A 20,899-nucleotide genomic window follows, 5' to 3' on the forward strand; every position below is an offset into this window, starting at 1 on the left:
TTTTATCTTGATTCAGTTGGTGTTTTGACACCCACTCCATTTGTGCATTCATCTCATTATCTATAAACTGAATCAAGATAAAACTTCTACTTTATTGGTATAATTTGTACTATACGCATCCTATAATAAATCACCATTCAAGCAGCACAATAGACTGTATTTTTGACATAATTAACTAAAATTTTACAGCATTTTAGATGAATGTGTCACTTTTTAACCATTGAAAAAGGACTTCCATTGAATGAAAGTCCTTGTACTCTTTTATTTGAATTTTACAGCTGTTCCATATACCAATACTTCGGATGTACCATCCATGACAGATGAAGTAGCATAACGAACGCCTACAACTGCATCTGCACCTAATTGTTTGGCTTCCTCTACCATTGCCTCTGTGGCAATTTCACGAGAGCGCACAAGCATCTCCGCATACTCCTTCATTTCTCCACCTACAATATTGCGAAGACCTGCTATCATGTCACGACCAATATTTCTAGATTGAACAGAATTCCCTTTCACTAGCCCTAATGTTTCCATGATATCTTTTCCTGCCACCATGTCTGATGTAGCTAATAGCATCATGATGCCTCCCCGTTCTGTAGTTTTTGTATGGCTTTCACAGCCTCTTCAATAGAAGATGTAATCACGCCATTGCGTTTAACTAACCCCACAACAAATAAATTACGATAAACAAACTGATTCTCTAGCCCATCTCGGATCAGTGCCTCTATTTTTTGCATATTGTCCCGCCCTTGCTGACGAACATCCGTTAGCACCCCAATAATGGGACGATTCAGCATCGAAAACGCACCTATCTCTGCGGCAACGCCTGAATCAATTTCCACCCCATCTAATACAGCTATCAGAACATCGCTATCCTGTAGCATCTCTAAATCTGCTTGGGCAATCGCTAAGCTATCTGCATAGGCAGATTTATCATTGATGGCCTCATTCTCCTGAGGTACATATAATGCGATGCCTGGTACTGCCTCGCGAATAGCTGCTGCCAATTGTTCATTTACAAAACGATCGCCTAACGAAAATAACCCATTTGCTAAATATGCTTTCATGTATAAAACTCCTTAATTAATTATTTTTCAAATATAATTTTATGTCTGCCTTTTTCATCAATAAATGTTGATCGTATATCGAAACCATGCTTGAGGTTGGTAATGAGCATAGCTTTGAATGTATTTCTTCCATATGTACGAACTTTGTGAAAGCCTAAAGTCTTGATATGCTCATGCTGTTGTTTCATTAATTGACTTGCAATTCCCTGACCTCGATGTGCTACATGAACGCCACCCAACCAACTATCAAATACGCCCTTGCGTAATTGCGTCCAGATTTTTTCGAGCTTGCTCGAAAAGCTCCTCTTCAAAATCTGTGACATCCGCTGGGGCATTTATCTTGATTCAGTCGGTATTTGGACACCCTTTATATCAAAGAGTACAATTGTGCATTCATCTCATCACCAATAGAGGTGGGCATTTTCTGATGAATCAAGATAAAATATCATCTGGATGTGGGTAGCCTAGTTTAAAGCCGATTAATGTGTCACCTTCCACTGCCAATATGCAAAGAAGGCCTTCTTTCTTTTCTAGCTTTTCGAGTGGCGAATTTGCTCCATCAAAAACGTGAGCGTGGATTTCTGGTAATTGTTCAAGCCAAGCATAGGGTATGCCTTCAATCGTCACAATATGCATATTCATCACCTCTGTCTGTCATTATAGCAGTTCTATAGCCTGAAGAAAAAGGTAGACATCTGCTCCAAAAGCAATTATTATCACTGCATAAAAGTAACTATTTTCCATCTAAGCTATTTTCGACACCCACCAAATTCAGTATACTTGACCAAAATACAAAACAAGAGCTAGGAGGAAATTCGATTGACACCATTTACTAGTTGGTTAACCAATTCATTGCGCCCCTATTTCGGCCTACATACTTTAGAAGCACATTGGGAAACGATTCCGATTCGAGAGGATTATTTTATTTGCCTTGAAGGTGATCTCATTAAAAAAAGAATTTTCGTGAATGAGCATAGCTACCAAGAAGCGGATGTCGACATTTTAACACGTAATCGTGAAGTCATTGTCCCTCAAACCGCGCGTGGACAAGAAAAGAAATTGAATTATACCAATATCTCCGCTGTGAAAGCTGCAGGCGTTGTTTTTTCTGCTGGTCTAGGTAATGAAAACCATCCATCTAGCTATATCACAGCTCGTAACACTAAAACATATTACCAGCTGCCATTAACAGGCTTTGAGCATTTAACGACTAAGTCGGCTCTCTTGAATTGGTTAGAGCAATTTCCCTCCCAGCTTCCTGCTGATTACTCAGACAAGCTAGAAAAGCTAACCAAGATGAAAAGTCTACGCTATAAGACTGTGCCAGGTGATATTTTTCGTGTAGAAATCGATTTATTTGTAGATGGCTATGTGCTTGTCATTGGCGATTTACGTCAAATGCAAAAGGATCATCTTTTTGGAGAAGATAGTATTTGGCATAATGTAATGACAATGCCATTGTTTGTACGGCCCTATTTGTTGACAACGACAGAGCGCCTGCCTTCTCTTGAGGAAATCATATCAGCTCCATTGGCCCCTCAAACCCATATTGTGATGGATGACCATTTTATGCGGGGATGCTATGAAAAGATAGGCCATAAAATGTTAACAGAATCCGATATTGTATTTCCAATGGGCTATGGCGTGACACTAAACTATGGGAAAGAGCCTCGATATCGTCTATCCTGGGGGACAGGAACAATTAGTAAACCTGCACCTTCCACCTCCTATCAAACAGCTAGCCGTTTTACCAATCATGGTGTCTATGCAGGCGTTGCCAGTGATTGGTTGAAGCAAGAGGAAGGAATTGTAACAGAGTCGCTAGATCATCCACACTTCCGCGAAGATCGTCAGCGGGCACTCGCTGAATTTAGTTTTCCAGAAGATATCTCCTACGATGACTTTAATCGCCAAACGGGTGGATTGACCCGCACCCAATATATTCATTACCTCAATAAAACTTATCATCGTACACAAAAAAAATAGAGGGAGCTTCTAGATGCTCCCCCTCCACTTTTTCATTGATGGTTGATTTCATCCAATAATTACTTATAATATAGAGATATCATTAACCAACTTCCATCACTAGAGGTGCATTTTGTATGTATTTTGGCATTATTCCACTGATTCTTTTCATCGTTTTTCTTATTTCTTACTTCAAAGACCCAAGAAAAATGATCAACGGACTATTATTTAATCTATTTGTCTGTTCATTTCTGCTATTCTGCGTCATTCTATCTTTAGCATCTGACCATTACTTTTTAAGGCTTATTGTCATTATTCCACTGATTGCTCTTTTCATTTTAATTCCTTTTGGTATTGTTGCCTTAATGTTTGGTTTATTTTTAAATGCGAGAGTATTAATGAAGCGAGAAGGTAGACGTTTAGCCAATTCCTTAACATTACTTGTGGCGATTGGCATTTTACTTTTTATCCTATTACCGATTATCAATCCAGCGAGTTTGTTTTCAGTCCACCTCCAGCCCATTTTTGGTGGAATTTCACTCATTACGTTTTATTTTTTTATCCATTTATCCAATTTTTTATCTGCTTATTTTCTCTACCAATTCAATCGCCCTCGATTGAATCAAGATTTTATTATTGTACTAGGCAGTGGATTAATTAATGATAAGGTGCCTCCACTTTTAGCTAGTAGAATTCAAAAGGCCCTTGATTTCTATCATAAGCAAGCAGCAGTGACTACTCCACCTACCATTATTTTCTCTGGTGGACAAGGTCCTGATGAAAATCTACCCGAAGCTGAAGCGATGCAACGATATGCAATAGAAAAAGGCATTCCCATTGAGCATACACTCCAGGAGAACCGCTCTGTGAATACCTATCAAAATATGTTATTTTCTAAGCAGCTCATGGATGATCGGAAACAGGGTGAGGCCTATAACAGTATTTTCACCACGAATAATTTCCATCTTTTTCGTGCGGGTATTTATGCAAGACTTGCGGGCTTAGATAGTCAGGGCATTGGCTCTAAGACAGCCTTTTATTATTGGCCAAATGCGATGATTCGTGAATATGTAGCGATTGTTGTAATGGCACGAAAACGACATATGAAAATGATTGGACCTATTGTAATCATTTCGATTGCGCTATCTCTATTCAGCTTTTTCTTTGTATAGGTTCTAGGAAATGGATTCGTACACTTTTTATAGAAAGTGTTACGAATCCTTTTTGATGCTATCATACCCAAAATTTCTTCAGCTGTTGTTCATAGAATGTCTCATAGTAAAGTTTTCGAGGATAGCGTTGTTCTTGTAATACCTGATAGAGAATGGATTGACCTTCCTCATAGCGAATCCCCTCATCACAATTATCAAATAGTTTGCGTGTCAGCTGTCTTACTAGGTGAACATCTTTTGTGTTCACTCTCCAGCCAAATTGAATTAAATCCAGTTGATCGAGCGGATCTCGATAAGTATCAAGTACCACACAGACATGTGGTTGCTGCTTATTCGAAAATACTAAAACATGTCCTGTATGAATGGATTGACCAAAATAACGTTCGTAAATCTCTGCTAGCGGTACGTGGATTTCAAGCACATCCATGATCGTCTGTAAAGTTGGATGTGCTATATAGTCATCGCTTGTCTCATCTGGATATTCAACCAACTCCATGATGGAAGCCATCATCCAAAAATCATAGGTCATTTCCAATCACTCCATCTATTTTTGTAGCAAACGGTTAATCGCTTGTTCAACCGTCTGAATAAGATAGGCTAAGTTGGTCTGCCATTCTGGCCAACCCTTGGACTCTTGCCATAATTCTACAATCTCTCTACTACCATGTTGATCAGGTACTTCATCTCTAATGTCCTGTAAATACCGCAATATAAATGTCAAAGAGCTTTCATCAACTACCCATTGTATTTGTTCATCCTTACTTTCTTGACCATAAATGGTTCCTGTATCCAGATATTGACTATAAAGCTCTGCCAAAGCCAGGGCACTTATATCGTAGAAAAAATCTATATCCTCCAATGTTTTACCAAAAAAGCCTTGCTGTTTCATAGCCTGTACAATATCCGATAATGTTAGCTGAGTGGATTCCTTATGCTGTTCCATAAACTCCCGCAAAAACGCCACTACATCTAAACCTTCATCACTTTCCAATGCTTTGTATCCCCAAGCCCCCATCTCACTGCACCTCTCTTTTTTATTTTAGTAAAGCTCTGGTAAAAGTAAAATCTGCACATTATTAGTGCAGGACCATGGCAGCAGTTCATTATAGTATGTGCTCTTAAAATACCTTCGCTATATCAATAATCCTCAGCATCCTTTGGTCAGTTTTGTAATCGATCGAAATACTGCTCCTTTTTATAGGTAGGAGCCAAAGTAAAACTTCATCTTTTCCTGTGAATAGCCATCCTGTCCTCTCCAAGTTGCCATTGACATAAAATCAGTTCCACGTCCACGCTCCTTGCGATAATCATCCTTTGATACGAGTAGTCCCGCATAACCCCAGATTTCCATGACCACATCTCGTTCATGTTGATTGGACTTGAAAACATCTTTCCAGCGCTTTTCAAGCTGTCTAGCTGCATCTGTGTCGTTACAGGATTCTATTGCTGCTACCATCTGTTGTAAGATGGCTACGTCATCCTCACTGACATTCAATGCTTCTTGTTCTTTTACCAGGCATTCTAAGTCTAGTAAACAATAGATGAGCCAATTGAGGCGAACCCCTCCCCACTTGATGCGTTCAAAATTAAGCACATTTAAATCTTCATTGACATACGTATCATTGGACATGATTTTCTGCTCATTACAGTAGCCACAGCCACTATAGGAGACCAATGCCACAGGTTGTTCATCATACGTATGCATTGGTAAATCATGCGTAAGAGCCCAGCTCGATAAGGCACTGCGTAAATGTACTTTGCGCGTCGATAAGCTATGCAAAAATGCCTTTACCACAAGCTCCTTTGTTAAGAATTTCTCATGAAGCTGTTGCAATCTTTGTACACATTCATCATGGGAAATCGTTAATTGATCAAACATCAAGCCCTTACTTTTAGCATATTGAAAATCTTCTTCTGTATAGGTATAACCACCTGAACGCCATCCACCAGATTGCCAATAGGTTTGCATTAATATTTTCCTTGCTTTTTGGTCCATTACTCTCTCCTCGCTAGCTAGCATTTTAATTTTTCTTGTAAGGCTAGTGCCATCTCTTTCCATGGTCGCTTCCAATCGGAACTCGCTATTTCTTCCTCTGTTAGTGCTAGCCAATATTCTCCTTCCATGAGCTCAAACATGTCTATCATGGTAACAGGGGCACAAACTGGATTAGCTAATGCTGCGAGCATAGGCTCGGGGCCATCATCCCAGTTATAGCTATTGACAATGGCATGTAAAATAACAGCTGATAATACCTTGCTTATGCGCTGGCACATTGTATTGAGAGAATCCTCGTATAAAATGGCATCAACTTGCTGTTGTTCTTCTACATTCAAAGTTAGACGGATTGCACCTGGTGTATCTACCAATAAATCAGCGATTCTTGCATGCTCCCTTGCTGCAAACCAAGCTGTAGCGGTAATCCCCTCTGGCTCAGATAAATTTACACCCTTTGCAAGTAGTAAAGAAATCACTTCTTTCTGCTTAAACTTTACCGCTTTTTTCAGTGCTGTATCACCAAGCTTATCTCGTGCCTCCAAGTCTATATGCTGTGCCAAAAGAAGCTTGATTCCTTCATGTGGCATTCGATTTGTTATAAAAAGCATTAATGGTGTTCTCCCACGTGCATCTCGCTCATTTACATCTAATTTGCTAATGGCCTCCCGAACGACCTCTAAATCCTTGGATTTACTCACTTCCGTCCATTCCATTCGTCTACCCCCTTCAGGAATCCATCCATTGTCGTAATTTCTCAAGTTCATCCCTTATTGGTGCTGATTCTTGCTTTAGTCGCTGAGCAAGCTTCTTGGAACTACCGAATATTCGATATAAAACAAATGGACGCTGATAATCTGCTTTCTTTTCAAGTTCTTGTCCGAGTGCCACGAGCAAATCTAAATCCATGATGTCAATGTTCTTTATTGGCTTAGCTGATTCACTAGCACCAAGTAAAATAGCTACAAACACAGGCATCATCTCTATTGATAAGCCATGAGCTTCAAGAAAGGCTTCCGCATAAGCATCTTGCACGGATTGATGCTCTGTATCAACGAGTAACATATATCGTTGAACAAGTGGAAAATAATCCTTGCTATAAAGCCCTAATCCAAAAACCGCATAGGTGCTGGGCATAGCTGATTTTTCACTCGGCTCAACATCCTGATACCAAGCAAATTCCTCCATAGCAAGCTGGGCATAGTCCGCTAATAAAGGGAAAAGATTTGGATATTGTAGGCAATTGGCGAAAAATTGATGAAGCTTTGATTTAGCTAACTTTTTAATAGGAAGATAATGTTTCGCTTTACTCTTTAAAGTCAGCTTATAGCCCTTTGAAAAACCTTCTCGTAGCAGTTGAATGATATAGTAAAGGGCTTCACGATAAGCGTTTTCCTCTTCTACCATCACTCGTATATCAATCGTTTGTAAAATATCATTTGCCTGTCCTTCGAATACATCCCGCTTTCTTATACTTTCAAAACGACCGCTTCCTTTTTCCAAATAATTAGCTGCCTGCAGCGAGCCAAGCTGCTTCGCAAGTTCCAAGTATTCTAATCGAGTGGCTGGCTCTTTTTGACCAATCTTCAACGCGACATAAAGAAAGAAATCTAGTTTTTCCTTCTCTAGTTGTTGTACCGAGTCCTCTGTTTTCAATACCCACTCTTTCCGATAATCGCCTGCTTGTTCAAAATAGTGCGTTAAAAAATGCTCCTCTGCCCACTGCTTAAAGGCCATTGTATAATAATAAATCCATTTGTCTAAACGTTCTTTATTCGCCCGATGCTTTTCTTGAAGCCGATGAATAAGTGGTTCGACTTCCTCAGCTGTTTGATGGAAAAAATGTGGATTGACCAAATGCTTCGCAAGGAAAAATTCATCATTGTCACTTGGCCTAAATGGTAGCTCTGCCATCACCTTTGTTTCTATAAAGCTTGCCAGCACTTGTTTCGTTGACGCTAGTTTACGATTATTCAACAGCTCCTTTTGATAATGAAGCACCGTTTTATCATGTTCAAATTCCAGTACAACCTCAAAGCGGTAATCAAAAAATCGGGGACCGTATTGCTCAGATTGAAATACTTCCTCTGTTTTAGTACATAAAGCACTAAAAAGCTCTTCAATATGCTGGACATCTGTAAATTCTTGTATGTATGAACCCGCTTCCACCTTATAGGAGCTATCACTCCAACTAAATGGCTCATAAACATCTATAAAGATTGTGCCATTAGGACTTTTTCCTTTTTTCCAGGCAACTTTCAAATATTGAAGGATGCCTGCTTGTAACCTACTTTGCTCTTTCAGCCCTGTTATTCGTTTACTCTCTTGTTGATAAACAGCCGTGATTTGCTCCCACACAGCCGCTAGAAAATGCTCTACACACTGCTTCACTGTACATCCTCCCTTTCTATTGTTAGAGAAAAATCTCCCGCTAAAGCCTTAGCGAGAGATCCATCTTATCCGATTGTTTTCACAACCGCTCCTTCTTGATTTTTAATATGTGTCTTCAAAATTTGAAAACTTACACCAGCTAAAGAAGAAATAGTGAATTGACTTTCTTGCGGTATCAGCCGCTGACTTAATTCTTCTACCGCTGCCTTGTTCAATGTGATCGTAATCTCTTGACCATTCTCTGAATAGCCTACCTGAGGGCCTGCTTTAAATATTATCGTTATTTGTTGACCGACTAAGGTAAGATCTTTATCTTTCAGAATACGTCCACGTAATAATTTACTAATGACAGCTGCTTGCTTTGCTCCAAGTTGAACAACATTAGACGGTTTGTTAAACCAGCTCTTTTTTTCTACTTCCCAAGCAAGTTGATCTACGAAAAGAAACCCCGTATTAGAGCCATCTTCCTCCATTCCTCGCACAACTGCCTCGGCAACGTCAGGATTTTGTAGGAGAGAAGTTCTTGTTAAATCCGTAGTATAGCTTGGTATTTGCTTCATGCCGGCCTGTAGTACACCAAGCGTATTCCATGTCTGCATCGCTTCTAACTCATCCTCTGAAATACCAACCATTTGGATAAACTCCATCTTGCCATTTGGTGTATCGATTTCAGCAAGCTCTGGATCATGTGTAAAGGCTAGTGCCGTTAATTGTGTGTCGGCATCGAGGCAAATCGGACCATTTGCATCCAAATAATCTCCCGCTCTAAATACATTACCACTATTAAACACATATCTGCCCATATTCTGTAGTAAATTCAATGCCCAAGCAGGTGGCTCTTCCTCATCTAGTTGACGTACTAGTCGAAATGTTAATTCAAATCCATAGCCACTATAGTCCTTGTTTTCAAATTCCTTTTCATATAGTTCCGAGAAGCCATATGTAACAAAATGCCAATGTGGAATGGATGTTTCGCTTTTATAAACACTAATTCCATCTAAAGGATCTTGTCCTCCTAGTGAATAGGGAATCAAAGTTCCATAATGCTTTGGCTCCTGCTCACCATATACCTGTGCTAATGCCTGATCAATCGCATCCCAGCCAACTGCTGCTATTTCATCACTCATTTCCATATCCTCCTTGCTGTTATCACTCGTAGAACGTACGTATCTATTATTTATGATAGCAATTTTATGGGGACTCTTTTAACAGGAATAGGACTCATTTTCCAGTTTCCAGCAACTAGGTTTATTGACATTCTATATGGGGTAAATATGACTAATATTGACGACGCCTTAGCGTAATTGCGTTCATTTTTTTCAGCTTGCTCGAAAAGTATCGGGACACCATTGAATCAAAAGTACAAGTTGTATACATTCATCGCACCACTGATAAAGAAGGGCGTTTTCTGCTGAAAGATAAAAAGACAATCCTCTTACAAAATAGAAGATTGTCGCATGAGTGTCTATTTTACTATTTAAACGTCAGGTAGTGCATCTATTCATTAACCATATAGCATAGCTGGCTCACGTACCGTTTGTAAATAATCTGCCAGTTTCCCTGCAAAGACTTTCTCTAAATACGGTAATTGCGCTAGGCAATGAGGCGTCATTAATGCTGGGTTTTGAACTATTTTTAGGCCTCCCACCTTTAGTAGCGTCGCTACAAACTGGGAACAAAAATAAGCACGCTCACGTCTCACTTCCTTTTGCATCACCACACCAAAGAGTCCGATAAAATTATATTTATAGCGATCTCGATTCCAGTACATATAACGGACAATTTTCATCATGTCTAAATATTGATAATGTGATATACGACAGCGATAAATAACACAATCCGCACACTCAAATAGCCCTCTTTCTGCATCCTCTCGTAAAAAGCCCCCACTTAACGGATTGTTCAATTGCCTTCGCCCAAAGCTATACATATCAAATAGCCCCTCATCAAAGGCTATGGATGCATGATTCATCTCCTTGCCCGTATACATGCCGATCGCTTTTGATAATAACGTCCCTGTTTTGGTTAATACTATGTAAATCGTATGTGCCATATCTTCACCTACTTCAATATTCTCTCTCCTACTACCAATACGTTTTAAATCTTCAAATGGTTTCGTGAATTTCCTTTTTTTATAATTATACACAGCGAATCTTAAATATTTCCTAGTAGAACCTGAAGATTTTCTTAAGATTTGATAGGCTGGAAGTGTTTTTAGAATTTGATTATGACGATGAAAGGATGTTGATTTTTTTACTACCTTTATTTATATGAGCTTAATTGTAGTGTTATGTGTGAGGGGATCGTGAAAATTTTTTCTAAGGAAAGGAATTTATTTATCCTTTTTATTAAAAGACGCTACTCAATATTGAGCAGCGTTTACTGAGTAATCATGCATTTAAATCCGTTATGGCTGGGACATTAATTTCTTTTACACAGGAGACTGCTGATAGATTAATTACACATTGCACAAGAGAGACAATATCTTGTACGGGGATTCGTGTACCTTCATATAAATGAATGGCTTTTTCCGCTCCTTCTTCATAGGGTACTTCTGCTGCCAGTTCACCAGGATTAATGCATGTGACAGCAATTTTATCTTTCCTTAAATGTTCACGCAGTGCATTTGTAATGCCCCTTACGCCGAATTTAGATGTGACAAATGAAACTTGTGCATTGTTTGTGTGATCTAAGCCTGCTGTAGATCCAATTAAAATAACCTTTCCCTGCTTCGCTTGTCTTAAGTTGGGTAAAAGTGCCTGAATATATGTAATCGTAGAAGTTAGATTGATATTGATTAATTTCGAAATATCCTCTACTTCATCCTTATCAAATGTATAATCATCTTCAAAACCACGCTTTTCCCATACACCCACATTATAAATTAATACATCGAGCGGAATGCCTTGTAACACTTCTTTTAAAGTGGAAATTTGTTGTTGACTAGACAGATCAATGGATAACCAGTGACGATTTACTCCATCATTTAGCTCTAAACTATTGGGTCTCGTTCGTGCTACCATCCATACTGTATCTCCTTTGACAGGTAACCCCTTAACAAATGCATCTCCCAATCCTTGGCTAGCTCCAAAGATAATAAAATTCCTACTCATATTACCATCCTTTCTCATGACAAAATGTAATGAAAACCTGTAGCTTGTTGCCGATCAATATATTCTTAAGTGAAAGGAATTTCTGCCTTTCAAAATTATCGCTACTAACTGAAAAGAATGAATAACTTTCACCTTATTTGATCTTAACGTATTTAATGCTATTAATCTCTTTTTATCACTTGAACTTGCCACTGTCTCTTTTACGATTGTCGTATGAAAATTATTGTGAAGAGAACCTAAAGTAGTTGCAGTTACACAGCCTTCTGCAAATAAACCAACAATAATTATTTCTTTAATACCAGTAGCATTTATAAATCTAGTTAGCTCTGGGTCACTTTATATTTGTTATTCATTACCAATAGAATTTATCTGTTTAAACATGCTATCATTTTGTGGATATTGGTTAAAGCAGGTGAAAGATGAAAAGAAAGCTTATTTATACAATAATGTTCGTTTTATTCTGTTTCGTTTTTTTAATGAATCACATTTCTGTCTCTGCAAGTGGCTTTGATGATATAAAAAAACTGCCGAATCAAATGCAACAAGAAGTACAGGATCTAACAAAAAGAAATATTATTAAGGGGACAACACCGACAACTTTTTCCCCAAACACGACGATTACTCGTGGTCAAGTTGTCGTAATGATGGGACGATATATCGAACAGAACGGCATAGCGAAGGTTGATAAAAATTGGGAGGAAATGGATCGTTTTATGGATATGCCCCTTCGTGTGAAGGATCGTGAATTGCTAAAGTATTCAACTTTACTTTACGATAATGGCATCTTTAAAGGAGAAAATGGACGCCTAAATCCATATAATCACATGACACGAGAACAAATGGCACTAACGTTAAACCGACTTATGGTATTAGCCCGAAACTATTCATTGATTGACTATGCCTATGATTTGCAAAGTGATGTAGTGGATATACAGAAAGCAACTAAAGAAGCTAGACCCTATATAGAGGCACTTAATGCTTTAGGCATTTCCAATGTAGATACTTTCAATCCCAAAAACAGTGTGACACGAGTGCAGTTTGCTTCTTTTTTATCAAGAACAATCAAATTAATTGAGCGCAATCACCATGTTATTCATTTTGAAAAAACAGCTGAAGAGCTAGGATTTCAAAAAATTTCAAATGTAACAACGATCAATAAATCACATTTACATGTGTCCTTTTCTAATTCTCTTCTTCATATTTATGCACGCTATGATGGTAACTTTGCCATCGACGAAGAAGTGCTAATTGAAGGGACTAGCCTTTTTGGTCGTCCTCACGAATCACGATTACAGCTAAGAAATCAATTTATGCAATCAAATGCTTTCTCCATTGTAAAAAAATACATTCCAGGTCAACATGGATATATCAATATGAACCTTTTCTTAATGCATAGTTTTACAGATGCGCATTACAAATTATTAGATACAGGAAAAGAATATGGATCAGAAGCAGGATATTTAGATAAACAAGGTATATCTATGTATTTCATAAACAGTGATTCTGGCATAATAGAGCATACAATCAATGGAAATGTATTATCTATGAAAAATGAAGAAATGATAAGAACACCCAAGACGATGCATTACCGATATTATTTCGACTATCAAGGTGTGATGGTATCTGATACAGATGCCATGAATCATATCGGTGATAAGCGTTACACAGTAACAAATAATGGAGATGTTCTATTTGAAGGAAAAGTACTAAAAGATCGTACATTTTATTATTTACCTATCATTCGGCCGGTACCTTTCCATACCTATAATGATGATTTCGGTGGATTTACGTATACCGATGATGTGACATTGCAACAAATTTTAGCCTTCCACAAAACGGACGGACAAAAATCGAGTATTCCCAGACAATACATGCATCCAAAGGTGCTAGTGATTGATGGGAAGAAAAATATATATGGTACAATTAATCTACGGGATGCAACGTTCGGGACTTTCGAAGAGATTAAAAATTATTAATATTCTTATAAATAAAGAAGCCATCTGGTGTTGTTTTTTCAGCATCAGATGGCTTCTTCGTTTACAGTTTTATTCATTGTCCCAAATCGGATAATATGACTCGTTGATTGGGTAGCTATAATAAGGTGGTCTTACGCCAATGGTTGGTGTTAACCAGGTGTCATTCAAATAATGGATCTCAAGTGTAGACGCTTCATTTTCTAATAATCGCGTAACCTCTGGGAAAAATTCAACCTCCATTTTCAGTCCCCCCGTTTCCTTCAGTGCTTGTTTGGATGTTTAACACAAAAAGGTAAGCTTTCATAGTCTATGTTGAAAAGGGGGGATTGGTTATTACTAATCCGAATGACAAGGACTATCGTGAATTATTAGCACAAATCCACTTTTATCAAAAGTGGTTTGAGGACAATAAAAAGGAAGATCCATACCCGCAATATCCTGTCTATGGGAAGATTACGCAATATAAAGAAGTGCCACTTACTCAACCTGAACAAAGACAATTACGCCAACCGGGATTGGAAAGCTTAATGGTTCCTAAGCCCATCATAGAAAATCCTCATTATAAAGGGAGTGGTAAATTAAAGGGAAAAGTTGCGCTTATTACTGGGGGTGATAGCGGGATGGGTGCAGCTGCTGCCATTGCCTTTGCGAAAGAAGAGGCCGATGTGGCCATTGCTTATCTAGATGAGCATGAAGATGCGCTAAGAACGAAAAAAAGAGTTGAAGAATTAGGACAAAAATGTCTGCTGCTTCCTGGAGATCTTCGCTTTAAAAAACAATGTGTAGACATTGTTTCCGAAACGATGAACACTTTTGGTCAATTGGATATTTTATGTAACCATGTTGGGATTCAATTTCAGCAAAATGAGCTGACAGACATCACGGATGAACAGTTTGATGAAACCTTTAAATTAAATGTATATGCTCACTTCTATACGACAAAAGCCGCTCTCCCTTATTTACGAGCAGGAAGCTCCATTATTGGCACTGCCTCCGTTGTGGCTTATGCAGGAGAACCTTTACTCATCGATTATTCTGCTACAAAGGCGGCTATCGTAGGCTGGACTCGTTCCCTAGCTAAAAGCGTTGCCAAAAAACAGATTCGTGTCAACGCGATAGCCCCTGGCCGTATTTGGACACCACTTATTCCTTCTAGCTTTTCCTCTGATGAAAACGCCTTACATGGAACTAATTTATTTAACCGAATGGCTCAGCCCTTTGAAGTCGCCCCTACTTTTGTCTATTTAGCATCAGATGATTCTAGGCATGTTACAGGGCAAGTCTTGCATGTAGATGGTGGCGAATCAACCAATTCATAATTGACGTCATATGGTTTAATAGCAAGACTTAAAATATGTGACAAAATTTTCAACCATAGCAGACAAGGGAAAACCACCTGTTATTTATCCATGATGCCTCGGATTCTACCTATAATAAAAGCTTTACACCCTTATTTCAATTACTTTTCAATTTACTTACAGTGGTAATGTTTATAAGTTCTTTCACATACATTAATGTCGGGATAGCACCTTTAACATCGCCCCCAAGATGTTTTTGTACAATGCTATCCCTTTTTACATACTCTGTTTAGTTGGAGATTTCCCCAAGTTTTAATTTATTAAAAGCCGTTGCATTGTTCTTAGGAAGGTTTTCTTCATTCCAATCATCCTAATAGGACTGTGCCTTTTCCTCCCCCTTTTTCTCAAACTCTGTCTGTAACAATGAGTAGATCAACATATCGCTACGCTACTTTGTCCTGTAACACTATGATATTCATATTGTCTTAAATAGCCTTCTTCTTTAAATGTGAATTTTGTTAGTAACTTCTTGGAGGCAATGTTTTCTACAGCAACAATTGCCTGTATCCTGACTAGACCTAATTGATTAAAGCCAATTGATAATACTTCCTTCATTGTCTCTGACATAATACCTAGATGCCAGTAATCCTCTGATAATTCGTAGCCTATTTCAGCTCATTTACCTACAAATTCACTAAAAAAATCGTTCCTATTACTTCAACTGTCAACTTGTCAGCAATGGCAAAACGAATAATCCAGCCCTTTTTAATTGTTAGTGTCTAGTTAGTTTTTTCCAATAACAGAGAATGCTATTTTGTGAAGGTAAGAACCTCTAGCCACGCCTTTCATATATTATAGTGAAAGGAGTGGCTATTGTGCCTTGGCAACATAAAATTCCGTATTTAATCGGTCAGCCTGTTGGTGTTTCTTTTACAAATGGTCAAGGAACTTCTGGTGTCCTCTGTGGCGTATCAGGAGGAAAACTGCTTGTTCTTGAATATTTGTATCAAAGTCAATTTGCCTTAAAGCAATACGACCTTCATATGATTCATGATGTGAACGGCTTCCCCCCTTGTCATACGCAGCAGCCGTTATACTAAAAAAACATCCTAGAACGGATGTTTTTTTACATCGTGTTGAATACCAAAACAATTAGTTAGTAGAATTTGTTTCATTATTCTTGATGCTATACAGGCTAACAACTAACTCAAGCTACTATTCCATCATAATAATAAAGTAAAGCTTTCACCGCTTTATTCCCGAATGAAGGGACAACTCATTTTTTCTCTACTCGCTAACCCCCCCTTTTGTCCAATACATACTTTAAAAGAAAGAAAGGAGGTGTGTTTCATGAGTTACTGTAATTTCAATAGTTACTGTGGCGGGGACAATGGAAGCGGCAATAGCTCTACATTCGTGCTTATTGTTGTACTATTCATCCTTCTTATTATCGTTGGTGCTAGCTTCATGTGTTAATTGATCGTCTCAGGCTTTAGCCTCTGTTCCATTACAGAAGCTAAAGCCTTTTTACCATGAATCGCTACCACAGCTATTCAAATCTCCTCCCTTTTCGTTTTTTTCTAGCTCATTTATTTTTACTCACAATTAAAAGTTAGTAATTTAGATAGATAACTATCTTAAACCGCTAGCTTCACATAATAATAGTAGTGTAAAGTTCTTGTAACTTTACTTTACACTCCTTTTGGTGCTTGGGGTCACTTTCGTCCGAGTGACCCTGTTCTAGCAACACACATTTAGTTTCTCCTTTTCCCTATCAAGCGGAATCATCGGAACATTCCTACAACAAATTCGTTTTTATAGGAAGGAGGAAAACAATGGGAATTAATTTAAATCTCTGGTCATTTATCTTATCTTTGGGCTGTATTCTATTATTTTTTCTATCAGGTTCAATGAGAGACTTCTTTTACACATATCTTCATTTCCATCCATTACTGTTGACACTACTCTTGTCAGTTGCCTGTTTCTACCTAAGCCTGGTCGGTATGAAAAATGTTAAAAATTTAACGACCTTGCTTCGAGGAATTTTAACAATGGTCATTACACTTATTGTGATGATTAGTATTTCTTTTATTTTACTTTTTGGTACCCTTTTAAGTTAAAATGACCTACCCCCACATTATTTTAATACAAGCCTCCTTGACGAACATTTGTTCTATGGTTAAACTATTAGAAAAGGAGGCTTTTTTATGCAAGAAACAACGAATATTGAGTTAGTACATTTCTCTGAAAGCTATGTAGAGCAGTTAAATCGTTTTGAATTACCTGAAGAACAACACCAATTTACGGCACTTCCTCAAGAGATTTCAATCGAGAAGGTCGGACAGTATCCAATTGTGATTTTAAGTGGTGGCGTACCTGTCGGCTTTTTTGTGCTTCATGCAACGGACAGAGTCCAACAATATTCTAGTAATCCTCAGGCGATGTTACTAACTGCCCTGTCCATCGACCATCAGCAGCAAGGTAGGGGCTATGCTAAAAAGGCTATGTCTGCACTTGCTGATTTTGTGAAGCAGGAGTTTAAAGAATGTAATGAAGTAGTATTAGTCGTCAATCATAAAAATATAGCTGCACAGAATTTATATGTCAAAGTAGGCTTTATGGATCATGGAGAAAGAAGAATGGGACCTATTGGTGAACAAATCGTTATGAATTTGCCATTGTAAAGAGATCGTCACTCATTTGCTTTTCAAAATGAGAGACGTACCTTACAAACAATGGAATTCTATTTTCCCCTACCATCTCTAAGAATTTCATTGTTACACCTCCACTCCCTGGCATATAAGCTTTTCCTTCACGAATTCAACTGCTATGGGGCATGTTTATACAGTATAATAAAGTCAATTAGCTATAGAAAAGGTGGAACTAGACATTGAAAAAAGAGATGTGGCTATGGTTATTAGGAATTTCTCTACTAGCTGGATGTAGTGTTACTGTTCCAAACGAGACAGTAAACACCCCTGCTGAACAGGTCTCATCACAGCTGGAGATACAGCATGAGGCTCCATTGATCGCCGTTTCCGATGATGAGAAGGTGAAATTATTTGCACGAAATGAAGCACAAAATGAAATTACAGAGGTAACTTTAGATATTGATGGTAAGCGGAAAAATTTTGACTGGACAATCCCTGATACAGGAACTAAACCTCAGTTATTCTATACAGATCTGACAAATGATCATAAGGAAGAGGCTGCTATTATTATCCAAACTGGACGAGGGACAGGCCTTAATCACTATGAGATTCATGTGGTAAATGGAGAGGATTTATCGGAGATGAATGTCCAACATTATGAAGACATCGTTGCACATACTATTGAATCAACGATTACGAAAAAAGATGATGGCACATTAGCGATTACGATGAAAGCACAGGGAAAAGAATCTACATTTGATTATGACTTTGATCCAGCACCGGATATCAAGCAAGCGCAACTTGCTTTCGGTGGTGTGGTCATTTATACAGTAGAAAATCAAAAAATAATGTTAAACATCCCTGGATCGATTGGCATCTCACCTATTTATGTAGCCGATGTTCGTATTACCTATCAATTTAATCGTACTAACAATGAGTTTCTTGTTGAGCAAATTGATGTGAAACCTATCGAGAAATAAAGCCGCCAAAAGCTGACCACTCCTGTCATCAGCTTTTGGCTTTTTCGTCGTAGACGTAAGCCTAGGCATTGTGTAAATGTTTATTCATTAGCTCTTCGACTTGGGTTTTTAACGCTTGATTGGCATAGCGTAGTACCTCATCATTGCCTGCGGTAGCCACCTGCACATCACTAAAATAATCATCAATTCGATGCCAGCCAACTAATCGTATTTTTTGCTGGGCGAGCTGACGTTTTAATTGAAAATAATCTTTGTGTAGCTGCTTTAATAAGGCATCCATAGCAGGTAAAAATACACGCTTCATCTTAAAATGCTCCGCCACGGTTAGATCGTGCTGCAAGGATTTCACAGCTAAATCAAGCAGCAAATATTGATGTAATAATCGTCGTTGCTCTCCATTAATCACATCCATCATCTTCTATACGAGCAGCATAAATGTATCTTAACGGGATGTGCTTCGTTGTGGTAATGGTTTCTAGTAGCAGCTGGTCCTCGTTCATCGCTTGAATGGTACCTCCCCATTGCACATAGTTACCATGTTCCCATATAGTTAACATAATATAGTTATGCTGTGTGAATGCTTGTGTGATTATTTGCTGTAATTCTTCAAGCTCCCATTCAGCATGTTCCCGAGGCAACTCTGTCAACACCTCTTGTTTCCATGCCTTCAAAAGCATTAAATGCTCTGGTAGCATCATCGCTGTCCATTTCATCGTTCCTCTATCTCTTATCATTTTTTCCACTCCTTATGCTAAATGCCCGCCCACTAAGCGATTCCGTGAAATAGCTGTACCAGCGCTGGTATAGGAGGCTGCGCGTAATAAGGCCACCACTCCATATTTTCTACGAATCGCATCCATGACATGACCAATGACCTGTCGCTGGTCCTTACGCTCATCAAATAAATCAAGCTGAATGCTACGCTCTGCCTCTAAATTTGTCAGTCTAACAGATAATTGACGCGCTGGCTCACCCGCAAAATGCTCATCTAGTAAGTCCAGACAAGTCTGATACATAACAAGGGTCTCATTGGTTGGACTTTCGATGGTTCTTGAGCGATGGAACCCCTTCGTCATCGCATTGCGACTGTAAGAGAGCCCCAAGCTAACAGTCCGCCCGACATAGCCTGCTTCCCGTGTACGTCGCATCACATCCTCACACATTTCTAGGAGTACAACTGCAATATCCTTTCGTGTGTGATAATCCTTCATGAGCATTTGGCCCTTCCCAAAGCTTAATGCCGCATTGTTCACCAATGGCTCACCTAATGTGGAGAGATCAATGCCCCATGCATGGTAATAGTATTGATTACCCATAATACCAAAGCGCTTTTCTAATTCGGCTAAATCGGCATGGGCTAATCCACCGACCGTTTGAATACCCATCGCATTTAAATTGGCTGCCATCTGTTTCCCAATCCCCCACATATCAGATAAAGGACGCACTGGCCAAAGCTTTGTTGGGACATCGGCATAGGTCCATTTGGCAAAGCCTGTTTTTTTTGCCTCTAAATCTAATGCTAATTTAGCCATCAACATGTTTGGTCCCATACCAATGGCGGACGGAATGCGAAACTTTTCATAAATGTCTTCCTGAATCAATTTGGCTACCTGCTCAGGCGAACCCCAAAGTTGCTCCGTGCCTGTTAGATCTATAAAGCTTTCATCCACACTATAAACATGGATCGCCTCTGGAGGGACATATTGTGCAATCAGACGCGTAATGGCCATGGACATCTCTAGAAAAAAGGACATTTTTGGTTCAAACAACTTAATATCTGGATGTTTGGGAATTTCATAACGCCGATTCCCTGTTTTAATGTTAAATTTTTCTTTCATCACTGGTGATGCAGCCAGCACAATACTGCCAGGTTGTTCAAAATTACCGATGATAGCAATTGGATCTGTCAGCACATCTAGCCCTTCTAGCATGGCAATACAGCTTGCATAAAAGCACTTCATATCAATACAAAAAATATCTTTCTGTGGGAAGTCGTTGTAATTCATATCACCTCAGACTCCCGTTGGAGAATGGGCAGAAGTGCTAGAACATTGTTAATATGAAACGTACGCTTCGCTAGCCTTGTAAAACAAAAGGCGGTAAAGGAATCACCTTTAATATGGATGATTTTCACGCGCCTTTTCGTAATGGCACCTGATTTCGCTATATACATCATGTGAACGATTTGGTGACGATGCATGGCTTTTATCAACTGTTCTTTCATGTTGAATGCTCCTTTACTGACCCTGTTTGCGTTCATGTTGAACAGCATTTTTGATAACTAAGAACAAAC

Annotated in this window: 27 protein-coding genes and 1 pseudogene; 9 read left to right on the forward strand and 19 right to left on the reverse strand. The window is 38.7% G+C overall.

All coding sequences use genetic code 11. From position 1 onward, the window contains the following. Positions 1 to 261 precede the first annotated feature (261 nt). The 4 genes from L6W14_RS12555 to L6W14_RS12570 form a co-directional block, all read right to left on the reverse strand. On the reverse strand, positions 262 to 576 hold the full coding sequence (locus tag L6W14_RS12555) for a YbjQ family protein (RefSeq protein WP_004225046.1): 315 nt from the start codon (positions 574 to 576) through the stop codon (positions 262 to 264). Further along, positions 576 to 1,067: a nucleoside 2-deoxyribosyltransferase gene (locus L6W14_RS12560; RefSeq protein WP_131520039.1), complete on the reverse strand. Its 492-nt coding sequence runs from the start codon at positions 1,065 to 1,067 to the stop codon at positions 576 to 578. The genes L6W14_RS12555 and L6W14_RS12560 overlap by 1 nt, the downstream gene beginning before the upstream one ends. 20 nt (positions 1,068 to 1,087) lie before the next feature. Continuing rightward, positions 1,088 to 1,378 (reverse strand): hypothetical protein, encoded by a 291-nt coding sequence (locus L6W14_RS12565; RefSeq protein WP_237898130.1) that lies wholly within the window; start codon positions 1,376 to 1,378, stop codon positions 1,088 to 1,090. 121 nt (positions 1,379 to 1,499) lie between these two features. Further along, a complete protein-coding gene (locus tag L6W14_RS12570; protein WP_237898131.1) occupies positions 1,500 to 1,703 on the reverse strand; it encodes a hypothetical protein in 204 nt (67 codons plus the stop codon). A gap of 183 nt (positions 1,704 to 1,886) precedes the next feature. Here L6W14_RS12570 and L6W14_RS12575 point away from each other — a divergent pair, with 183 nt between their 5' ends. Beyond that, positions 1,887 to 3,053, forward strand: a complete 1,167-nt coding sequence (locus tag L6W14_RS12575; protein WP_237898132.1) for an immunity 26/phosphotriesterase HocA family protein — start codon at positions 1,887 to 1,889, stop codon at positions 3,051 to 3,053. Positions 3,054 to 3,169: 116 nt separating this feature from the next. Then, positions 3,170 to 4,204 (forward strand): YdcF family protein, encoded by a 1,035-nt coding sequence (locus L6W14_RS12580; protein WP_237898133.1) that lies wholly within the window; start codon positions 3,170 to 3,172, stop codon positions 4,202 to 4,204. A gap of 61 nt (positions 4,205 to 4,265) precedes the next feature. Here L6W14_RS12580 and L6W14_RS12585 read toward each other — a convergent pair whose 3' ends face one another. The 9 genes and pseudogenes from L6W14_RS12585 to L6W14_RS23200 form a co-directional block, all read right to left on the reverse strand. Continuing rightward, complete coding sequence (locus tag L6W14_RS12585) at positions 4,266 to 4,733, reverse strand: hypothetical protein (RefSeq protein ID WP_131520037.1); 468 nt, start codon at positions 4,731 to 4,733, stop codon at positions 4,266 to 4,268. A gap of 15 nt (positions 4,734 to 4,748) precedes the next feature. After that, positions 4,749 to 5,219, reverse strand: coding sequence for a DUF4259 domain-containing protein (locus L6W14_RS12590; RefSeq protein WP_131520036.1), 471 nt, complete (start codon positions 5,217 to 5,219; stop codon positions 4,749 to 4,751). A gap of 180 nt (positions 5,220 to 5,399) precedes the next feature. Further along, positions 5,400 to 6,200, reverse strand: a complete 801-nt coding sequence (locus tag L6W14_RS12595; RefSeq protein ID WP_237898134.1) for a hypothetical protein — start codon at positions 6,198 to 6,200, stop codon at positions 5,400 to 5,402. 17 nt (positions 6,201 to 6,217) lie between these two features. Beyond that, positions 6,218 to 6,913: a DUF4274 domain-containing protein gene (locus L6W14_RS12600; RefSeq protein ID WP_237898135.1), complete on the reverse strand. Its 696-nt coding sequence runs from the start codon at positions 6,911 to 6,913 to the stop codon at positions 6,218 to 6,220. A gap of 13 nt (positions 6,914 to 6,926) precedes the next feature. Beyond that, entirely contained in the window at positions 6,927 to 8,588 is a 1,662-nt protein-coding gene (locus L6W14_RS12605; protein ID WP_237898136.1) for a DUF6138 family protein, read from the reverse strand. A 65-nt stretch (positions 8,589 to 8,653) separates the two neighbouring features. Then, positions 8,654 to 9,715, reverse strand: coding sequence for a suppressor of fused domain protein (locus tag L6W14_RS12610; RefSeq protein WP_237898137.1), 1,062 nt, complete (start codon positions 9,713 to 9,715; stop codon positions 8,654 to 8,656). A 377-nt stretch (positions 9,716 to 10,092) separates the two neighbouring features. Then, positions 10,093 to 10,641 (reverse strand): hypothetical protein, encoded by a 549-nt coding sequence (locus tag L6W14_RS12615; protein WP_131520031.1) that lies wholly within the window; start codon positions 10,639 to 10,641, stop codon positions 10,093 to 10,095. Between the two features lie 337 nt (positions 10,642 to 10,978). Next, entirely contained in the window at positions 10,979 to 11,701 is a 723-nt protein-coding gene (locus tag L6W14_RS12620; protein WP_131520030.1) for an SDR family NAD(P)-dependent oxidoreductase, read from the reverse strand. Between the two features lie 54 nt (positions 11,702 to 11,755). Next, positions 11,756 to 12,022 (reverse strand): annotated as a pseudogene (locus tag L6W14_RS23200) (isochorismatase family protein); the annotation flags it as partial. 98 nt (positions 12,023 to 12,120) lie between these two features. Here L6W14_RS23200 and L6W14_RS12625 point away from each other — a divergent pair. Beyond that, the gene (locus tag L6W14_RS12625) at positions 12,121 to 13,677 is read left to right on the forward strand and encodes an S-layer homology domain-containing protein (protein WP_237898138.1); all 1,557 of its coding nucleotides are present in this window, start codon (positions 12,121 to 12,123) and stop codon (positions 13,675 to 13,677) included. Positions 13,678 to 13,746: 69 nt separating this feature from the next. Here the strand turns inward: L6W14_RS12625 and L6W14_RS12630 are convergent, their stop codons facing one another. Then, positions 13,747 to 13,917, reverse strand: coding sequence for a hypothetical protein (locus L6W14_RS12630; RefSeq protein ID WP_193767315.1), 171 nt, complete (start codon positions 13,915 to 13,917; stop codon positions 13,747 to 13,749). 92 nt (positions 13,918 to 14,009) lie between these two features. On the opposite strand from L6W14_RS12630, the gene L6W14_RS12635 reads away from it, so the two are divergent. After that, complete coding sequence (locus tag L6W14_RS12635; protein WP_036076497.1) at positions 14,010 to 14,996, forward strand: SDR family oxidoreductase; 987 nt, start codon at positions 14,010 to 14,012, stop codon at positions 14,994 to 14,996. A 411-nt stretch (positions 14,997 to 15,407) separates the two neighbouring features. Here the strand turns inward: L6W14_RS12635 and L6W14_RS12640 are convergent, their stop codons facing one another. Further along, positions 15,408 to 15,644 (reverse strand): GNAT family N-acetyltransferase, encoded by a 237-nt coding sequence (locus L6W14_RS12640; RefSeq protein WP_256451374.1) that lies wholly within the window; start codon positions 15,642 to 15,644, stop codon positions 15,408 to 15,410. 206 nt (positions 15,645 to 15,850) lie between these two features. Here L6W14_RS12640 and L6W14_RS12645 point away from each other — a divergent pair, with 206 nt between their 5' ends. The 5 genes from L6W14_RS12645 (at position 15,851) to L6W14_RS12665 (ending at position 18,606) form a co-directional block, all read left to right on the forward strand. Further along, complete coding sequence (locus L6W14_RS12645) at positions 15,851 to 16,075, forward strand: hypothetical protein (protein WP_004224247.1); 225 nt, start codon at positions 15,851 to 15,853, stop codon at positions 16,073 to 16,075. A gap of 250 nt (positions 16,076 to 16,325) precedes the next feature. Beyond that, positions 16,326 to 16,451, forward strand: a complete 126-nt coding sequence (locus L6W14_RS12650) for a YjcZ family sporulation protein (protein WP_081011033.1) — start codon at positions 16,326 to 16,328, stop codon at positions 16,449 to 16,451. Positions 16,452 to 16,810: 359 nt separating this feature from the next. Beyond that, positions 16,811 to 17,095: a hypothetical protein gene (locus L6W14_RS12655; protein ID WP_131520028.1), complete on the forward strand. Its 285-nt coding sequence runs from the start codon at positions 16,811 to 16,813 to the stop codon at positions 17,093 to 17,095. A gap of 87 nt (positions 17,096 to 17,182) precedes the next feature. Next, entirely contained in the window at positions 17,183 to 17,659 is a 477-nt protein-coding gene (locus L6W14_RS12660) for a GNAT family N-acetyltransferase (protein WP_048392488.1), read from the forward strand. Positions 17,660 to 17,865: 206 nt separating this feature from the next. After that, complete coding sequence (locus L6W14_RS12665) at positions 17,866 to 18,606, forward strand: hypothetical protein (RefSeq protein ID WP_054550404.1); 741 nt, start codon at positions 17,866 to 17,868, stop codon at positions 18,604 to 18,606. Positions 18,607 to 18,667: 61 nt separating this feature from the next. On the opposite strand, the gene L6W14_RS12670 is transcribed toward L6W14_RS12665, so the two are convergent. Genes L6W14_RS12670 through L6W14_RS12685 form a run of 4 tightly spaced genes read right to left on the reverse strand, consistent with a single transcriptional unit; the run spans position 18,668 to position 20,830 of the window. Continuing rightward, positions 18,668 to 19,021 carry a YhjD family protein gene (locus L6W14_RS12670; RefSeq protein ID WP_009370358.1) on the reverse strand — a complete coding sequence of 118 codons (354 nt, stop codon included), beginning with the start codon at positions 19,019 to 19,021 and terminating at the stop codon, positions 18,668 to 18,670. Then, positions 19,005 to 19,340, reverse strand: coding sequence for a YolD-like family protein (locus L6W14_RS12675; protein ID WP_009370357.1), 336 nt, complete (start codon positions 19,338 to 19,340; stop codon positions 19,005 to 19,007). The genes L6W14_RS12670 and L6W14_RS12675 overlap by 17 nt, the downstream gene beginning before the upstream one ends. A 12-nt stretch (positions 19,341 to 19,352) precedes the next feature. Beyond that, on the reverse strand, positions 19,353 to 20,612 hold the full coding sequence (locus tag L6W14_RS12680) for a Y-family DNA polymerase (protein ID WP_131521427.1): 1,260 nt from the start codon (positions 20,610 to 20,612) through the stop codon (positions 19,353 to 19,355). Further along, entirely contained in the window at positions 20,609 to 20,830 is a 222-nt protein-coding gene (locus L6W14_RS12685; RefSeq protein WP_048392481.1) for a transcriptional regulator, read from the reverse strand. Before L6W14_RS12685 ends, L6W14_RS12680 begins: the two co-directional genes overlap by 4 nt. Positions 20,831 to 20,899 lie beyond the last annotated feature (69 nt).

Origin of the sequence: Lysinibacillus sp. ACHW1.5 (assembly GCF_022014815.1) — a bacterium.
Lineage (GTDB): Bacteria > Bacillota > Bacilli > Bacillales_A > Planococcaceae > Lysinibacillus > Lysinibacillus capsici.

Coding starts and splice junctions, on each gene's coding strand:
- L6W14_RS12555 (WP_004225046.1), bottom strand. CDS start 576: ATGCTATTAGCTACATCAGACATGGTGGCAGGAAAAGATATCATGGAA.
- L6W14_RS12560 (WP_131520039.1), bottom strand. CDS start 1,067: ATGAAAGCATATTTAGCAAATGGGTTATTTTCGTTAGGCGATCGTTTT.
- L6W14_RS12570 (WP_237898131.1), bottom strand. CDS start 1,703: ATGCATATTGTGACGATTGAAGGCATACCCTATGCTTGGCTTGAACAA.
- L6W14_RS12580 (WP_237898133.1), top strand. CDS start 3,170: ATGTATTTTGGCATTATTCCACTGATTCTTTTCATCGTTTTTCTTATT.
- L6W14_RS12585 (WP_131520037.1), bottom strand. CDS start 4,733: ATGACCTATGATTTTTGGATGATGGCTTCCATCATGGAGTTGGTTGAA.
- L6W14_RS12590 (WP_131520036.1), bottom strand. CDS start 5,219: ATGGGGGCTTGGGGATACAAAGCATTGGAAAGTGATGAAGGTTTAGAT.
- L6W14_RS12595 (WP_237898134.1), bottom strand. CDS start 6,200: ATGGACCAAAAAGCAAGGAAAATATTAATGCAAACCTATTGGCAATCT.
- L6W14_RS12600 (WP_237898135.1), bottom strand. CDS start 6,913: ATGGAATGGACGGAAGTGAGTAAATCCAAGGATTTAGAGGTCGTTCGG.
- L6W14_RS12610 (WP_237898137.1), bottom strand. CDS start 9,715: ATGAGTGATGAAATAGCAGCAGTTGGCTGGGATGCGATTGATCAGGCA.
- L6W14_RS12615 (WP_131520031.1), bottom strand. CDS start 10,641: ATGGCACATACGATTTACATAGTATTAACCAAAACAGGGACGTTATTA.
- L6W14_RS12620 (WP_131520030.1), bottom strand. CDS start 11,701: ATGAGTAGGAATTTTATTATCTTTGGAGCTAGCCAAGGATTGGGAGAT.
- L6W14_RS12625 (WP_237898138.1), top strand. CDS start 12,121: ATGAAAAGAAAGCTTATTTATACAATAATGTTCGTTTTATTCTGTTTC.
- L6W14_RS12630 (WP_193767315.1), bottom strand. CDS start 13,917: ATGGAGGTTGAATTTTTCCCAGAGGTTACGCGATTATTAGAAAATGAA.
- L6W14_RS12650 (WP_081011033.1), top strand. CDS start 16,326: ATGAGTTACTGTAATTTCAATAGTTACTGTGGCGGGGACAATGGAAGC.
- L6W14_RS12655 (WP_131520028.1), top strand. CDS start 16,811: ATGGGAATTAATTTAAATCTCTGGTCATTTATCTTATCTTTGGGCTGT.
- L6W14_RS12660 (WP_048392488.1), top strand. CDS start 17,183: ATGCAAGAAACAACGAATATTGAGTTAGTACATTTCTCTGAAAGCTAT.
- L6W14_RS12670 (WP_009370358.1), bottom strand. CDS start 19,021: ATGATGGATGTGATTAATGGAGAGCAACGACGATTATTACATCAATAT.
- L6W14_RS12675 (WP_009370357.1), bottom strand. CDS start 19,340: ATGATAAGAGATAGAGGAACGATGAAATGGACAGCGATGATGCTACCA.
- L6W14_RS12680 (WP_131521427.1), bottom strand. CDS start 20,612: ATGAATTACAACGACTTCCCACAGAAAGATATTTTTTGTATTGATATG.
- L6W14_RS12685 (WP_048392481.1), bottom strand. CDS start 20,830: ATGAAAGAACAGTTGATAAAAGCCATGCATCGTCACCAAATCGTTCAC.